Origin of the sequence: Halorubrum aidingense JCM 13560, assembly GCF_000336995.1 — an archaeon.
In the GTDB taxonomy this organism is placed as follows: domain Archaea; phylum Halobacteriota; class Halobacteria; order Halobacteriales; family Haloferacaceae; genus Halorubrum; species Halorubrum aidingense.
In genome coordinates, this window is sequence record NZ_AOJI01000024.1 from 98257 (window position 1) to 112899 (window position 14643).

At 72.6% G+C, this 14643-nt stretch carries 12 protein-coding genes; 7 read left to right on the top strand and 5 right to left on the bottom strand.

The annotated features are described in order from the left end of the window. Nucleotides 1-20 precede the first annotated feature (20 nt). Genes C461_RS09510 through C461_RS09520 form a run of 3 tightly spaced genes read right to left on the bottom strand, consistent with a single transcriptional unit; the run spans nt 21 to nt 3488 of the window. Nucleotides 21-1181: an ABC transporter permease gene (locus tag C461_RS09510; RefSeq protein ID WP_008000712.1), complete on the bottom strand. Its 1161-nt coding sequence runs from the start codon at nt 1179-1181 to the stop codon at nt 21-23. Continuing rightward, a complete protein-coding gene (locus C461_RS09515; protein WP_008000713.1) occupies nt 1178-2038 on the bottom strand; it encodes an ABC transporter ATP-binding protein in 861 nt (286 codons plus the stop codon). The genes C461_RS09510 and C461_RS09515 overlap by 4 nt, the downstream gene beginning before the upstream one ends. Next, on the bottom strand, nt 2028-3488 hold the full coding sequence (locus C461_RS09520; RefSeq protein WP_008000715.1) for a hypothetical protein: 1461 nt from the start codon (nt 3486-3488) through the stop codon (nt 2028-2030). Before C461_RS09520 ends, C461_RS09515 begins: the two co-directional genes overlap by 11 nt. Nucleotides 3489-3668: 180 nt before the next feature. Here C461_RS09520 and psmA point away from each other — a divergent pair, with 180 nt between their 5' ends. From psmA to C461_RS09535, 3 genes are read left to right on the top strand one after another with little or no spacing between them, the layout of a single operon-like run. Further along, nucleotides 3669-4442 (top strand): archaeal proteasome endopeptidase complex subunit alpha, encoded by a 774-nt coding sequence (psmA, locus tag C461_RS09525; protein WP_049906506.1) that lies wholly within the window; start codon nt 3669-3671, stop codon nt 4440-4442. A gap of 54 nt (nt 4443-4496) precedes the next feature. Further along, entirely contained in the window at nt 4497-5411 is a 915-nt protein-coding gene (locus tag C461_RS09530; RefSeq protein ID WP_008000717.1) for an MOSC domain-containing protein, read from the top strand. Continuing rightward, nucleotides 5408-5947, top strand: coding sequence for a hypothetical protein (locus C461_RS09535; RefSeq protein WP_008000718.1), 540 nt, complete (start codon nt 5408-5410; stop codon nt 5945-5947). Before C461_RS09530 ends, C461_RS09535 begins: the two co-directional genes overlap by 4 nt. Nucleotides 5948-6003: 56 nt before the next feature. On the opposite strand, the gene C461_RS09540 is transcribed toward C461_RS09535, so the two are convergent. Further along, nucleotides 6004-7167, bottom strand: coding sequence for a hypothetical protein (locus C461_RS09540; protein ID WP_008000719.1), 1164 nt, complete (start codon nt 7165-7167; stop codon nt 6004-6006). Nucleotides 7168-7270: 103 nt separating this feature from the next. On the opposite strand from C461_RS09540, the gene C461_RS09545 reads away from it, so the two are divergent. Continuing rightward, the gene (locus C461_RS09545) at nt 7271-8491 is read left to right on the top strand and encodes a threonine synthase (protein ID WP_008000720.1); all 1221 of its coding nucleotides are present in this window, start codon (nt 7271-7273) and stop codon (nt 8489-8491) included. 108 nt (nt 8492-8599) lie between these two features. Here C461_RS09545 and C461_RS09550 read toward each other — a convergent pair whose 3' ends face one another. Next, a complete protein-coding gene (locus C461_RS09550; RefSeq protein WP_008000722.1) occupies nt 8600-9223 on the bottom strand; it encodes a helix-turn-helix transcriptional regulator in 624 nt (207 codons plus the stop codon). A gap of 170 nt (nt 9224-9393) precedes the next feature. Here C461_RS09550 and C461_RS16080 point away from each other — a divergent pair, with 170 nt between their 5' ends. The 3 genes from C461_RS16080 to C461_RS09565 all read left to right on the top strand — a co-directional run. Further along, nucleotides 9394-10293, top strand: coding sequence for a hypothetical protein (locus C461_RS16080; protein ID WP_239639114.1), 900 nt, complete (start codon nt 9394-9396; stop codon nt 10291-10293). Beyond that, complete coding sequence (locus tag C461_RS16085) at nt 10290-11666, top strand: hypothetical protein (protein WP_080506276.1); 1377 nt, start codon at nt 10290-10292, stop codon at nt 11664-11666. The genes C461_RS16080 and C461_RS16085 overlap by 4 nt, the downstream gene beginning before the upstream one ends. Next, the coding region (locus C461_RS09565; protein WP_152418379.1) for a UvrD-helicase domain-containing protein at nt 11659-14643 on the top strand (2985 nt) is incomplete at its 3' end. The genes C461_RS16085 and C461_RS09565, both read left to right, overlap by 8 nt.

The window sequence follows — 14643 nt, forward strand, 5'->3', positions numbered from 1 at the left end:
GCTCAGGCGGCTCAGGCGGCTCAGCTCCGCAGCGCCTCGACCGGCCGCTCGTTCGCCGCCTTCCACGCGGGGTACGCGCCGCTGACGAGCCCGACGCCGACGCCGAACACGAGCGCCAAGAGGAGGTAGTACCCGTTGGTCGGGTCTAACACGAGGTCGATGTCGACGGCGGGCGTCGAGACCACGAGCCCGGCGACGAGCAGCACCGTGAGGAGGGTGCCGGCCGCCGCGCCCGCGGCCCCGATGAGACCGGCCTCCGCGAGCAGCACGCGTAACACGTCGCGGCGCGTCACGCCGACGGCGCGCATCACGCCGATCTCCTGGCGTCGCTCCACCGTGCTCATCAGCATGACATTGAGGATCGAGACGCCGGCGACGACGAGCGAGATGGCTCCGAGGCCGAGCAGGAACCTGCTCAACAGGTCGAAGAACCCGTTTATCTCGTCGACGACCGCGGCCAGTTCGAACAGGTCGACGCGCTCCTCGCGGGCGTTCACCTCCTCGCGGATGCCGTCGGCCGCCGTCCGCGCCGCCTCGCCCGATTCGGCGACGACGAGCACCTGGTTGTACCCGTCCGCCGAGAACGCCGACTCGGGGAGGAAGACGGCGTCGTCGGGCGCGACCGGACTGAACGTCTGGCTCTCGGCGAGCACGGCGACGACGCGGATCTGCCGGCCCGCGATCTCGACGGTGTCGCCCGCGTCGAGCCCGAGGTCCTCGGCGATCCCCGCGCCGACGATCGCCCCCCGTCTGTGTCGCTCGGGGAGCCTGCCGTCCGCGGCCTCGAACGCGAGCCCCGGCTCCTCAACGCCGTACACGGTCGCGAACGTCTGTCCGCCAGCGCTCCCGACGACCGCGTTGTCGGTGTACAGCGGGACGACCGCGGGCTCGCCGACGGCGCGGCGGATCGCCGCCACGTCCGCCTCCGAGAGCGACTCCACCCCGGCGTCGGCGTTTGGCGAGACCACGACCTGCGTGCCGATGTCGCCGATGGCGTCGTCGGCGCCGAGCGCGAGCACGTTGCCGAAGATCCCCAGCGCCGCGACCGCGAGCACGCCGATGCACACGCCGAGCACCGCGAGCACGGTCCGTACGCGGTTCCGCCGCAGGTTCCGCCCGGCCATCGACACGGCCGGGCGCCAGCCGCGGAGCCAACCGGACCAGTTGCGGTCCCCGCTCATCGCTCTTCCGAGGGCGTCACCGGGCGGCGATCCTCGGTGACGTCGCGTTCGGCGTCGTTGCGTTCGGCGTCGTCGCGCCCGGTATCGTCGCGTTCGGCGTCGTTGCGTTCGGCGTCGTCGCGCCCGGTATCGTCGCGTTCGGCGGCGTCGACTCCTTCGTCGCCTCCCCGGTCGCGCCCCTTGTCGACGACCCCGCCGACGAGCACGCCGTCGGTGAGTTCGACGACGCGGTCGGCGTACTCCTCGACGAGCGGATCGTGGGTGACCGCGATCACGGCGACGCCCTCGGCCCGCACGCGCTCGAACTCGGCGAGGATCGCCTCACCGGTCTCCGTGTCGAGGTTCCCGGTGGGCTCGTCGGCGAGCAGGACCGCGGGATCGTTGATCAGCGCCCGCGCGATGGCGACCCGCTGTTTCTGCCCGCCGGAGAGTTCGCTCGGATCGTGGTCGAGACGGTCGCCGAGCCCGAAGCGGTCCAACAGGTCGGCGGCCCGATCGGTCGCGTCACCCGGGTCGAACGCCGTCGGCAGCGCGACGTTCTCGACGGCCGAGAGCGTCGGCAGGAGGTGGAAGTCCTGGAAGACGAACCCGATCGACTCCTTGCGCGCGGCGGTTCGCTCGGCGACCGAGAGGCTCGTCACGTCGGTTCCCCCGAGCAGTCGCTGACCCTCCGTCGGGTCGTCGAGCAGGCCGAGCACGTTGAGCAGCGTCGATTTCCCGGACCCGCTGGGACCGACCACCGCGACGAACTCGCCCGGCTCGACCGCGAAGTCGACGGCGTCGAGCGCGACGACCGGCTCGCCGCCGCCACCGGGGTACCGCTTCGTCACCCCCCGGAGTTCGACGCTATACGTCACGGCGGCGAACCACCCCGCCGACGACCGCGAGCGCGGCGGCTCCGACGAGGCCGACGGCGGTGATCGCGCCGGCCGCGGTGCCGCCGGGAGCGTCCGAGACGCCGCCGAGCGCGCCGCCGAAGCGCCCGAAGGTGCCGGCGCCGTCGCGGTCTGCCCCGTCGGCGTCGGGGAGCGCCACGGTCGCCGTCTCGGTGTATCTGACCCCTCGCTCGGTGTACTCGACGCGGATCGGGACCTCGTCGGCGACCGAGGCGTTCGCCGTCGTCCGCAGGTCGAAGCCGACGAAGTCGCTCGCGCCGAGCGTGCCGACGAAGTACGCCTCGCCGGCCGGCGTCGGCTCGACGCCGGGCGCGTCCGCGACGGAGACGACGACGCCCTCCATCTCGCCGCCCCCGACGTTACCGAGGTTGGCGTCGACGGTGAGCGCGCCGCCCTCGCCGATCTGGACGGCGGCGTCGGTCACGGTCGCCGCGGCCTCGCGCGGCGGGTAGTCGAGCGTCGACTCCGCGGTGCGCTCCGCGCCGACGCCCGCTTGCGCGTCGGTCCCCGACCGGAACGCCGCCGTGAACGTCACCGCCTCTCGCCGGTCGAGCGGACCGAGGTCGACGAGCACGCGCCGCTCCTCGCCCGGCGCGACGTCCTCGACGACGAACGGGCCCGCGTCGAGACCCTCGGAAGCGGTTTCCCCGTCGCCTGCGTCGCCCTCGTCGCTCCCGTCGCCGGCCCCGTCGTCACCGTCGACGGCCGTTCCCACTGCGGTCAGGCTCACGCGGTCGGCGGTCGTAGTCCCCGTGTTGACGACGGTCACTTCGACGGGCGAGTCGGCGGCTCGCGCGACCTCTTCGGTGTCGTCACCGGTGTCGAGGCCGCCGCCTCCGCCGCCGAAGATCCCCTCGATACCGCCTAGGTTCACGCCGGTCCCCTCGCTCTCGTCGTCGCTCTGGAGATCCTCGGGAGAGAGCGCCCGGGTCCGGAGGTCGAGCGCGACCTCGGCCGGCTGGACGTCGACGACGACGTCGCGGGTGACGGTCACGGTCTCGCCGGCAGCGTCCTCGTCACCGTCGTCCGCCGCGTCGCCCACCGCCTCCTGTTCGACGACGACCTCGACGGTGAGTCGCTTCTCGCCGGGGTCGTCGAACCGGGTCCGCAGTTCGGCGTCGAGCGAGTCGCCCGCGGAGAGCGCGCCGAGAGCGGTCGCCTCGTCGAGCGTCTCCCCGTCGGCGTCGAGGAGTCGGATCTCGGTCACGTCGGCGGCCGCCGGGCTCCCGGCCGAGTTCGAGACCGTCAGGTTCAGCGACGTCCGCTCACCGACGGCCGGATCGGTCACGCTCAGCCCGACGCCGTCGATCGTGATCCGCGCGTCGGGCACCGCCGTTGCCCCGCCGACGGCCCCGACGATCGCGAGGAGGGCCAGTAGCGCGGCTGTCGTTCGGATGGATGTCAATGTCATTCCGGTTAGGGGACGGATCGGCATATATGCGTCGCAGACGGGGATCTGCGTCGACGCGCCGCTCGGAAACCGGGTCCGGCGTCGGATCCCGCGTACCGGTTAAGGAGGGTTTTTCAACCGTCCGACGTAAGGGAGGGTAATGAGCCAATGCGACACCGCGCGAGCGGGTGATCGGCGATGATGGGCGGCAACGACCAGCAGGCGTACGATCGCGGCACGTCGCTGTTCTCGCCTGACGGTCGGATCTATCAGGTCGAGTACGCCCGCGAGGCGGTCTCTCGCGGCGCGCCGAGCGTCGGCGTTCGCACGACCGAGGGCGTCGTCTTCGTGGCGATGTCCCGCGCCTCCTCGACGCTGATGGAGGCCGAGAGCATCGAGAAGCTGCACAAGCTCGACGACCACGTCGGCACGGCGAGCGCCGGTCACGTCGCCGACGCCCGCCAGCTGATCGACCTCGCGCGCCGGCAGTCGCAGGGGAACCGCCTCCGCTACGGCGAGCCGGTCGGCGTCGAGACGCTGACGAAGTTCGTCACCGATCACATCCAGGAGAACACCCAGCGCGGCGGCACCCGCCCGTACGGCGCCGCGCTCCTGATCGGCGGCATCGACGAGGGGCGGCCGCGGCTGTTCGCCGCCGATCCCTCGGGCACGCCGAACGAGTGGAAGGCGACCGTCATCGGCGGCGGCCGCAAGGACATCCAGGGCCACCTCGAAGAGGCGTGGACCGACGACCTCTCGCTCTCCGAGGGGATCGAGCTCGCGCTCGCGGCGCTCGCGGCGCACGACGACGAGTTCGAGCCCGCGGACGTCGCGGTCGCCACGATCACCGAGGCCGACGGGTACCGGACGGTCCCCGTCGAAGAGGTCGAAGACGCGTTCGCGGCGGCCGGACTCGATATCGAACCCGAGGACGAGAGCGACGAAGACGGCGAGTCCGACGCCGATTCGGAGTAAGACCCGCCGCAGTCCGACACAGATTTTTTTGTACCGTCCCGCCGAACCCGGCGTATGACACGTGTAGCGGACCTCGTCGCGTATCCGTTCAAATCGCTCGACGGCGTCAGCATCGGGCGCGCGACGCTCGGCCCCAACGGCGCCCTCCGCGGCGATCGGTCCTACGCCCTCGTGGAGGCCGGCGTCGACCCGCACGCCGCCTCCGTCGGCGGCGGCGGGGGATACGTCAACGGGAAGAGCGAACCCGCGATCCACCGGCTGCGCGCGCGCTACGAGCTCGCCGGACCGACGGACGCGACCCCGACGGCGGTGACGATAGAGCGGCCGTCACGGCCCGAGACGGCGACCGATGCCGACGAGCGCCGGTTCGCACTCCCCGACGAGGGCGACGCGCTCGCCGCGTGGGTCGGCGAGTTCCTCGGGTACGACGTCGACCTCGTGTCCGAGTCCGCCGGCGGCTTCCCCGACGACCGAGCCGCCCCCGGACCGACCGTCGTCTCAACCGGAACGCTCGCGGCCGTCGCCTCGTGGTTCGACGAGATCGCGGACGCGACGGAAGCGCGCCGGCGGCTCCGTCCGAACGTGGTGCTCGACGACTGTCCGGCCTTCTGGGAGGACCGTCTCTTCGCCGACCACGGGGAGGGCGTTCGGTTCGCGATCGGTGACGAGCCGGCCGTCGAGCTGATCGGCGTCAACCCGTGTCAGCGCTGCGTGGTGCCGTCGCGGGACCCGGACACCGGCGAGGAGATCCCCGGATTCCGGGAGACGTTCATCCGGCGGCGGCGCGAGACGCTCCCCGAATGGACCGCGAGCGACCGGTTCGACCACGACTTCCGGCTGATGGTCAACACCGTCGTCCCCGAGCGGTCGTGGGGGGCGACCGTCGCCGTCGGCGACGCGGTCGCGATCGACGGCGTCGTCGCCGTCGACGACACGGGAGCCGCCGAGACGAGGGAGACGGAGCCATGAGCCGTCGACGCGTCCCGGGCCGGGAGACCGACGCCGCCGAGTCGAACACGCGCCGGACGTGGTACGGGTACGGGCAACTGACTCGAACCGAAAAGCGTGGCTTCGGGCTGTTCCTCCACGACACGCCTCGCGTGTTCGCAGAGATATCGGTCGTTTCGCTGCCCGTGTTGCTGTTCGTGATGGAGTATCCGGCCGACGGGTGGTTCGACGCGAAGGCGACCGCGCTGGTCGCGTGGACCACGGCGGTCGTCGTCGGGACCTTGATCCGTATCGGCGCCCTGCATCCGGTCGCGACCCCGACGCCGGGGTGGGTGACACTCTCGCCGCGACTGCTCGCGCTCCGGGTCCCGTACTTCAACGCCGCGATCGCGGTCGCGATCTTCGGCGGACTCGCGGTGGAAGGGGCGGTCACCGGCGTCGGAGCCGGCGGAACCGTAGGCGTCGGAGCCGGAATCGGATGGGCGGCGACGGTTTCGGCCGGCGCCGTCCTCGCGTTCCCGCGCGTCGCCGACGAGTGGGTGTCAGTCGTCGGGTGAGTGGGTGTCGGTCGGCGGACGATCGGCGGGCTTGGACTCTCGGACTACGACGACGATCACCGCTCGTCGGCGACGATCCAGGGCTTCTCGTCGGGGTCGTACTCGCCGATCGGCCCGCTGTGGCTCCGCGTCTCGGGCGCGAGGACGCCGACGTGTTTCAGCTGCTGGACGAAGTTGAACAGGACGTTGTTGCGGATCACGTCGCGCCACACCGACGGGTCGCGGTAGAGCCGCGCCGTCTCGCCGCGCTCGATCAGTTCCCGAGCACGGGCCGCACCCCGAGTCGTGCAGAACGCGCTTAAAAAGACGTTCGGGTACTCGTGGACGAGTCGCTCGACGAGCGCAAGGAAGTGAACCTGTGGTCCCTCCATCCGAAGGGCGTCGAGCAGCAGTCCGAACTCCGGGTGTCGGACGAACGAGTTCCGAAGGAGCACGGCAAGCGGCGGGTGAACCGCGGCGATCGTGCGCCGCGAGACGTCCGATTTGACCAGTCGCAGATCGTCGAGGTCTTCGACCCCGTAGCCGCGGAGCACCGTCGCCGCCAGGTCACCCTGAGAGGTGAGTTCGAGCGTCGAACCGGCCGTGATCAGCCCCAAGGTGCGCCCGCTCGCGACTGTCTCGGTGGCGGCGCCGAAGCTGTACTCGTCGGTGATCGTGTCGACGAGCTCGTCGCGTGCGAGCGGTCCGTTCCGATCGAGCGCGACGACGGGAGCGAGGTAGTTGAGCGGCTGCGCGAGGCTCAGCGTCGTAATGTCGCCGCCGAACTCGTTCCCCCGGAGTCGGAGGGACAGCTGTCCTTCGATGTCGGCGACCGCCGCGGTCGATTCGGCGCTCGGCGGGGCGTCCCACCGCTCGACCCCGTCCGCGCCGACCGCGATAACGCCGACGCCCTTCGACTGGAGAAGGTTCGCGTGGGGCGCGACGGCGTCGCCGTCGCCCGCGAGGTACGAGACGTGCGCGCCCTGCTGGTAAGTCAGCGCCTGTCCGATGCCCCTGAGCAGGTTCGTCGACCCCTTCACCTCGATCGCGAAGACGCGGTTCGTCTCGGTGAACCCGAGCACGTCCGGGTACCGACCGCGGATCGAGATCTCGTGGCGGCGACACCGGTCAAGCACGTCCGCGTACGTGTCGCTGTGCGCCGCCGGGACGTGGACGAGCGGCTCGTAATTCCGCTCGTCGAGCGCGGTCACCACTCGATCGAACACCGCCGCCTCGTTCATACTCGGTCGTGGCCGGCAGGGCTGATAAACGGTTCTCCGTTCGAAGCGGTGGCGACCGCCGACGAACAGAGCATATACCCGAGTCGCCGTCGGAGCAGACGGCATGTCTCTGTCGGTGACCTGCTACCGGTGTGGCGAGGGCGACGAGAACGCGGCCCGCGTCCGGTGTTCGTGCGGCGAGCCGCGCTGGATCGAGCCCGACGCGTCGTCGTTCGCGTGGTCGGACTGTCGCGACTACGAGGGGATGTGGCGCTACGAGCCGCTGTTGCCGATCGATCGCCCGGCGGGCGTCGCCCGCGCCGCGGGCGGGACCCCGTTGGTCAGAAGCCCCGGACTGGACGACACCGCCGGCTGCCGCGTGTACGTCAAAGACGAGGGCGAACACCCGACCGGCGCGTACAAAGACCGGGGGAGCGCCGTGGCGGTCCCTCACGCGATCGCGGCGGGCAACGACGCGATCGGCACCGTCTCGTACGGGAACATGGCGATGAGCACCGCCGCGCACGCCGCCAGTCTCGACCGCGAGTGCGTCGTGCTGGTTCCCGACGAGATCCCCGCGGGCCGGCTGGAGCTCATCGCGCAGTACGAGCCCACGATCGTCCGAGTCGACGGCGACTACGGGGCGCTCTACGGGGACGCGCTCGCGCTCTCGGACGCGCTGCCGATCGGGATGCTCGTCAGCGATTCGCCGACCCGAATCAGCGGGTACAAAACGGCGTTGTTCGAGATCTGCGAGGCGTTCGCGCCCGACGCGCCCGACGCGATCGTCGTGCCGACGAGCTCCGGCGGCTTCGCCTCGGGGATGTGGCGCGGGATCCGCGACCTCGAAGCGGCCGGCCTGCTCGATGACGCCCCGCGGCTGTACCTCGTCCAGACCGCGGCCGCCGACCCGATCACGCGTGCGTTCGACGCTGGAGAAACCGACCCGACGGCGCTCTCCCCCGACGAGACGGGCGAGACGATCGCACACTCGATCGGGAACCCGGACCCGCCCAGCGGCGGACGCGCGCTGGCCGCCGCCCGCGACACCGGCGGCGCCGTGTTGTCGGTCACCGACGACGAGCTCCGGGCGGCGAAGCGGCGGTTCGCCGTCGACGCCGGGTTCTGCGTCGAGCCGGCCTCGGCGGCGTCGCTCGCCGGCGCCACGCGCCTGTCCGACCGGGGCGATATCGACGCCGACGAGTCCGTCGTCTTGGTGCCGACCGGGACCGGGTTCAAAGAGCTCGGCACCGGCGACGCCTCGGTCGCGACCGAGCGCGTGCGGAGAGCGGACCTGTCGGAGCGGCTCGGCTCGCTGCTCGGTGACCGGCTCGGCGCGCGTTGACACCGTCTTCAGCCGGTAGACGCCACGGCCGCCGGTTCCGTCGAGCGCGACGGGGCGGTCCCGACGGGAGGTCTTGGCGGGTGCCGATGGCGGCGACGCGATCGAGAGTTAGGCTTCGGTGTGGTGTTTTCGGAGGTCCTCGCTCGGATACACCCGGTAGGTTCGCCCCTGCCGCTCTCGGTACAACAGGCCGCGTTCTTCGAGGGAGCTCACCGTTTGGCTCACCTTGCTCTTCGAGAACTCCGATCGGTCGCGCAGTTCGATCTGGGTGATGCCCGGCGAGGCGAGCACGGGTTTGAGGACGCGACGTTCGTCGTCCGGCAACAGATCGAGGACGCGCGCCTGCGGGTCCGCCTCGGGATTGCTCGAACCGACCGACTGCGACTCGGTTTCCGTCGGCTCTGGGTCGCCTGCGGTCGTTGCCCCGGGATCGCCTGCGGTCGTCGCCCGGACTTCCGACCGGGTCTCGTTGGTGGCGGCGTCCGAAGCGACGTTGGCCTCGCGGAGCAGCAGGTAGGCGCCGCCGATAGCGCCCGCGAGGAGCAGCGTCCCGAACGCGTACCACAGCGGATTCGGGCCGTGCATCGCCCCCATCGACCCGTCCATCATCGATCCCATCGACTGATCGAGGGCCCGGGCTTGTCGGTAGGCCTGCCAGGTGAGCGCCCCGCCGCCGACGAGAGTCACCGCGAGGAGGGCGCTGACGACGGCGTCCGTTCGACGGCGTGTCATGCGCCTGCCTCCGTCTGAGACGGCATCTCCGTGCGAACCGGCCTCGCGTGCATGCGACCCCGTTCGAGCCCGAACGGCGAACCAGTTGCGGTCCGCTCGTGAGAAGGCCGTCGGCGGCGCGGGAGGCGAGCGGTCGGTCCGGAGTCGTTCGGGACCGTGGCGAGAGGCTTATGTCTCCCCCCGCGTACGACCGACTCCACGACAACACGATGTGTCCCCACCAGCACTCGCGCGACGATTCGTCGCTCACCGACCGCCTGTCGACTCACGTCGGGGACGAGTCGCGGCTGCTCGACCGCGCGAGACGAGCGTCGACCGCGTCGGAACTCGTCGTCGCCCCCGTCCAGCTGCACCAGCGGAACCTCCAGCGGCGGCTGCGGGAGGCGGCGCGGCCGCAGGGCGGGTTCGCGTTCACCGACCCGGAGTCGATCGGCCGCTCGGTCGCCCGAGAGGCCGGCGGGACGACGCGCTCGCTCGACCGCATCGACCGGCTCGCGCTGCTCGGGTCGCTCTCCCCGAGTGAGTCGCCGCCGTCTCCGGACGACCCCGGCCCCTCCTCGGGCGACGCCCGACCGACGTTTCGGGACCGACTCGGGACCGGCGGGGACGCGGGCGCACGGCACGTCGAACAGGTCCGCTCGACGATCGAATCGATGACGAACTTCCATCCCGACCGGATCGGCGCGCTCCGAGCCGCGGCGAGAGAGCGGCGGCCGCCCGTCGACGCCGACGCGGCGGCGCTCGTCGACGCGGCGGTCGACGCCGAGCGGGCGCTGCGCGACCGGGCGCGCGGGGCGGTCTCGCGGGTGGACGTGCTCCGCCGGGCGACGCGCGACGTCGATCGGACCGGCGGCGCGGCGTGGACCGCGGCGTACCCCGACATCGAGCGGGTCTCGATCGTCGGCGTGAGCACCCTTTCGGCGCCGTACGTCGATCTGGTGTGCGCGGTCCTCGCGACGACGACCGTCGACGTTGAGTTACACCTCCGCCCCGGAACCGGGCCGTTCCTCGACGAGCGGCTCCCGGCCCTGTTGGCCGTCGACGGTCCGGGTCGAGAGGTGTTCGCGTGACCCGATCGGGCCGGCTGTCGCTCGCCGCTCCCCTAGACGCCCCGTCGTGCCCGGCCGCGGAGATCGCGACCGCGACGCGCCGCGACGAGGCGCGGGCGGCGATGGCGACGGTCGCCGCGCTCCACGAGCGCGGCGTGCCGGTTCGAGAGACGGTCGTCGTCGCTCGCGACCTCGACCCGTACGAGGAGCCGCTGTTCCGGGCCGCGATCCGGTACGGCGTGACACCCGTGTTCTGGACGCAGCTACGGGTGACGCGAACGCGGCCGTACGCGCTCCTCGACGCGCTGTGTGCCGCGCTCGACGGCGAGCGCGTCGATCCCGAGACGCTCCTCCGTCCCCTCGAACACCGGTGGGCGCCGGCAGGCGCGGAACCGCCGGGAGCGACGGAGCGGACGACCGGGGCGGGCGCCACGGCGGACGAATCGGCTGCCGTGGCGGGCGGGTCGGACGCCGAACCGGGCGAGTCGGACGCCGCACCAGGCGAGTCGGACGCCGCACCAGGCGAGTCGGACGCCGCACCGGGCGGGTGGCCGGTCGAGCCGTCGACGGTCCAGGCGGCGGTGCGGTCGCTGCCGGCCGAGTCGCGACCGATCGCCGAGTGGACGGACGCGGTCGACGACGCCCGCGTCCGGCGGTACGTCTCGTGGGCGGCGGCGCACGCCGGGGACGACCCCCGCCCAGAGACCGTCGGCTCGGTCCTCGGCGACGCGGTCGGGGCGTACCGCGCGGTCGAGTTACCGCGGACGAACGCCCGGGATTCGCCGGCGCTGCTGGAGACCGAGACCGAGGCCCGCGCCGTGGTCCGAGCGGAGACCCTCGTCGCGCAGGTCGAGCGGAAGTACGCCGACCGGCTGTCGGACGGAACCCTCGCGGCGTCGTGGGAGACCGTTCGAGAGCTGTGCCGGCTGTTCGCGACGCAGCGACCGGGGCGACGGGAGCACTCGAACGCCACCGCGGTCGACGTGATGGAGGCGAACGACGTCTGGGGGCTGTCGGTGCCGTACGTGATCGTCGTCGGCCTCGTCGACGGGGACTGGCCGCGAGCGACGGCGGGCGTCGTCCCCCCGGAACTACAGGAGACGGTGTTGACCGGCGACGGGCGGACCGGCGTCGTCGCGCCCCGAACCGAGTGGGCCGACGGGCGGGACCGCGACCACTTCGCGGACGCGATGCGGGCCGCGACGCGCGGCGTCGTCCTCACGCGGCACCGGCGGACGACGGGCGGGGACGAGCGGCGACCGTCGCCGTACCTCGCGGCCGTCGACGCCGACGCGGTGACCCGCGCCGAACGCGAGCGGCTCACCGGCGTCGACCCCGAGCTGCCGGCGCCGATCGCGGCGATGACGCCGGGAGCGGGTGGCGGCGATGCGTGAGGAACCCCTCCGGCTGCGGGGCGCCCAGCGCGAGATCCGCGACGCGTTCGCCGCCAGCGACGCGGGGCTGTTCACGATGGACTGCGTCGCCGGCGCCGGCAAGTCGGTCGTCGCCCACCGGATCGCCGCCGAGGACGTGCTCCGGCGGTACGTCGACGGCGACCCGACGCCCGAACAGGGGATCGCTGTCGTGTCGTTCACCACCGACGAGGCGGCCGACATCGTCCCGTCCGTCTGCGAACACCTCCGCGACGTCGTCGCGCACGACCTGATCCCCGAAGCGTCGGCGGTCAGCGAAGCGGAGGCCGACGCGCTCGTGAGCCGCGTCCGCCGGGCGCCGCTGTTCGGGACGATCGACGCCCTCCTCCGCGGCGTCTTCGAGGATGTCGCGCCCGCGGTCGGCTTCGAGTCGGTCCCGGCCGTCGGTAACGAGGCGTTGCTCTCGCGCGTCCACGGGGAGTGTTACGAGGCCGTCGCGTCGCGGCCCGAACTCGCACCGCGGGTCGAGCGGCTCGAAACGGCGTATCCCGACGGTGAGTACGACGAGGGCGTCGCGGCGCTGCTCGCGCGGGCGCTCGACTACTGCCGCGACCGACGGCTGTCGACGGCGGCGTTCGAGCGCGACCTCCACCGGACGCGAGAGGCCGCGTATCCCGAAGGGCGGACCGAGTCGCTCGACGACATCGCCGCCACGATTGCGGGGTACGTCGGGGCGAATCCGGGGGCGGGGCCCACGGCGACGCTCGACGACGCGGACGCGGCGCGGCTCGTCGCAGCGGACCGAGAACTCCACGACGCGTGGGGCGACGCGATCGAGACGTTCTGTGCCGTCCTCGACGCGTACCGAGCGGCGTACCGCGAACGGATCCGGTCGGTCGGCGTCGCCTCGCACACGGACGTGGCGTTCCTCGTGGCGAGCTACCTCGACGACGACCTCCCCGGCGACGTGGTTCGCGCCCGGGGGCTCGACGACGCGGACGCGACGCGACGGCGGACGCGACTGCTCGACCGGTACCGATCGCGCCTGGAGAGCGTCGTCGTCGACGAGGCGCAGGACGTGGACGCGATCCAACACGACGCGCTCTCGCGGCTCGTCGCGCCGGACGCGCGCGTCTTCGCCGCCGGCGACACGCTCCAGAGCATCTACCGCTGGCGACACGCGGACCCGTCGCTTTTCGCCGCCGCCTGTCGCGACGGGCGGTACTTCGGGATCGACTGGGACCCGCACGTCTCGGTCACCGCCGCGACGACCTACCGGTGCCGTCCGGGGATCGCGGCCGCGATCAACCGGGTCGTCGGCCCCGTCTTCGCGGACCCGACGCGCGGCGCCGCGGGGGCGGTCGACGCCGAGTTCCCCGGGTTGGAGGCCGACCGAGACCCGGTCGCGGAGCCGACCGTGCACGTCGCGTCGTTCGCGCCCCCGGCGCCGCCCGGCACGGCCGGGTGGGCCAACCCCGAGGGGCGGGCGGGGGAAGCGAACGTGCTCGCGACCTACCTCGCGCGGGGGCTCGCGGACGGGACGTTCACCGACGCCGACGGCGAGCCGCTGTCGATAACGGTCCTGTTCCGACGGCGGGCCCGGATGAGCGACTACGAAGAGGCGTTCGCCGAGGAGGGGCTCGCGGTCTGGAACGCGAGCGAGAGCCTGTTCGACTGCCCGACCGTCGAGACCGTCCTCGCCGTCTGCGACTGGCTCTGTGACCCCGCCGATCCGGCGCAGGCGGACGCGCTGCTGTCGACGCTGTCGACCGACTGCGACGCGCTCCGAGACGCCCTCGAACGGAACGGGGGCGACGTCGACGAGGCGCTGGCCGCCGACCGGTCGATGCCGCGCGACCAGCGCGCCCTCGCCGAGGGGCTCCTCCGGCTCCGGCGGGACCGCGACCGCTTCCGGACCGTCCCGCCGGCCGTCTTCGTGGAGGACATCGTCGAGGCGCTGGCGCTGCGCGCCGACCCCCACGGGTACGTCTCGGACGTGCCGGCCGCGCGGCGCGTCGCCAACCTCGACGCGTTCGTCGACGCCGTCGACGGGTGGACCGGAGACGACCGGTACGCGCCGGCCGAGTTCGTCGCCCTCCTCGATCCCTTCCGCGAGACGCCGCGGAACGGGCCGACACAGCCGAGCGCGGGCGCCGAGTGCGACGTCGTCTTCCGGACGATCCACGGCGCGAAAGGGGACCAAGACGAGGTGGTCGCCCTCGCCGACCCCGCGCCGGACAACTGGTGGCACGGGGTGCAGACGGACCGGCTCGTGACGCAGGGCGACGTCGCCGGGCTCGCGCCGCCGACACACACCGACACCGCCACCGACCTCCCCCTCCCGTCCTTCGACGGCGGCCTCTACGACCCCGAGGGACGGGACTTCCCGTACCGCGACGTGGGGCTCCGGTGGGGGACCGAGCGGTGGATCGCGGACGAGCGGGGGGACGCGGGCGGAGACGAGTCGGGAGACGGAGACGAGCCGGTGGACCGCCGGCGGCTGCTCGGCCCAGATCGATTGGAGCGGGTCGCCGCCGAGTCGCGAGCCGAGTCGTGGCGGCTGCTGTACGTGGCGCTCTCGCGGGCGAGCGAGCACCTGCTCGTGCCGCTTCCGGACCCGCTCCCCTCACCGCGACGCCCGCGGGACCGCTGGTTGGAGGCGCTCGCGGACGCGCTCACCCCCGCCGACGAGCCCACGCCCGCCGACGGGCCAGCCGACCCGTCCCTCGACGTCGCCGTCAACGCCGTCGACCTGTTCGCCGACTTCGAGGGGACGGGGCCGACGCGGACGCCCCACGCCGGCGCGGTACCGCTGGACCGCGACGCGCTCGCCCCGTGGGTGCCCCGCTTTCTCGACCCGAGCACGGCGTACCCGCTCACCGAGGACGCCGACGCGGCCGCGCTCCGACACCTCCTCGACGAGCCGATCCACACGGAGACGGACGCGGTCGCGCCGTCGCTGCCGCTCGCGTTCTGTCTCTTATACACATCTCTGAGC

Excerpts from the sequence above, each read along its gene's own strand:
- C461_RS16080 (WP_239639114.1), top strand. The coding sequence starts at position 9,394 with ATGTCTCCCCCCGCGTACGACCGACTCCACGACAACACGATGTGTCCC.
- C461_RS09540 (WP_008000719.1), bottom strand. The coding sequence starts at position 7,167 with ATGAACGAGGCGGCGGTGTTCGATCGAGTGGTGACCGCGCTCGACGAG.
- C461_RS09520 (WP_008000715.1), bottom strand. The coding sequence starts at position 3,488 with ATGACATTGACATCCATCCGAACGACAGCCGCGCTACTGGCCCTCCTC.
- C461_RS09545 (WP_008000720.1), top strand. The coding sequence starts at position 7,271 with ATGTCTCTGTCGGTGACCTGCTACCGGTGTGGCGAGGGCGACGAGAAC.
- C461_RS09550 (WP_008000722.1), bottom strand. The coding sequence starts at position 9,223 with ATGACACGCCGTCGAACGGACGCCGTCGTCAGCGCCCTCCTCGCGGTG.
- psmA (WP_049906506.1), top strand. The coding sequence starts at position 3,669 with ATGGGCGGCAACGACCAGCAGGCGTACGATCGCGGCACGTCGCTGTTC.
- C461_RS09535 (WP_008000718.1), top strand. The coding sequence starts at position 5,408 with ATGAGCCGTCGACGCGTCCCGGGCCGGGAGACCGACGCCGCCGAGTCG.
- C461_RS09530 (WP_008000717.1), top strand. The coding sequence starts at position 4,497 with ATGACACGTGTAGCGGACCTCGTCGCGTATCCGTTCAAATCGCTCGAC.
- C461_RS09510 (WP_008000712.1), bottom strand. The coding sequence starts at position 1,181 with ATGAGCGGGGACCGCAACTGGTCCGGTTGGCTCCGCGGCTGGCGCCCG.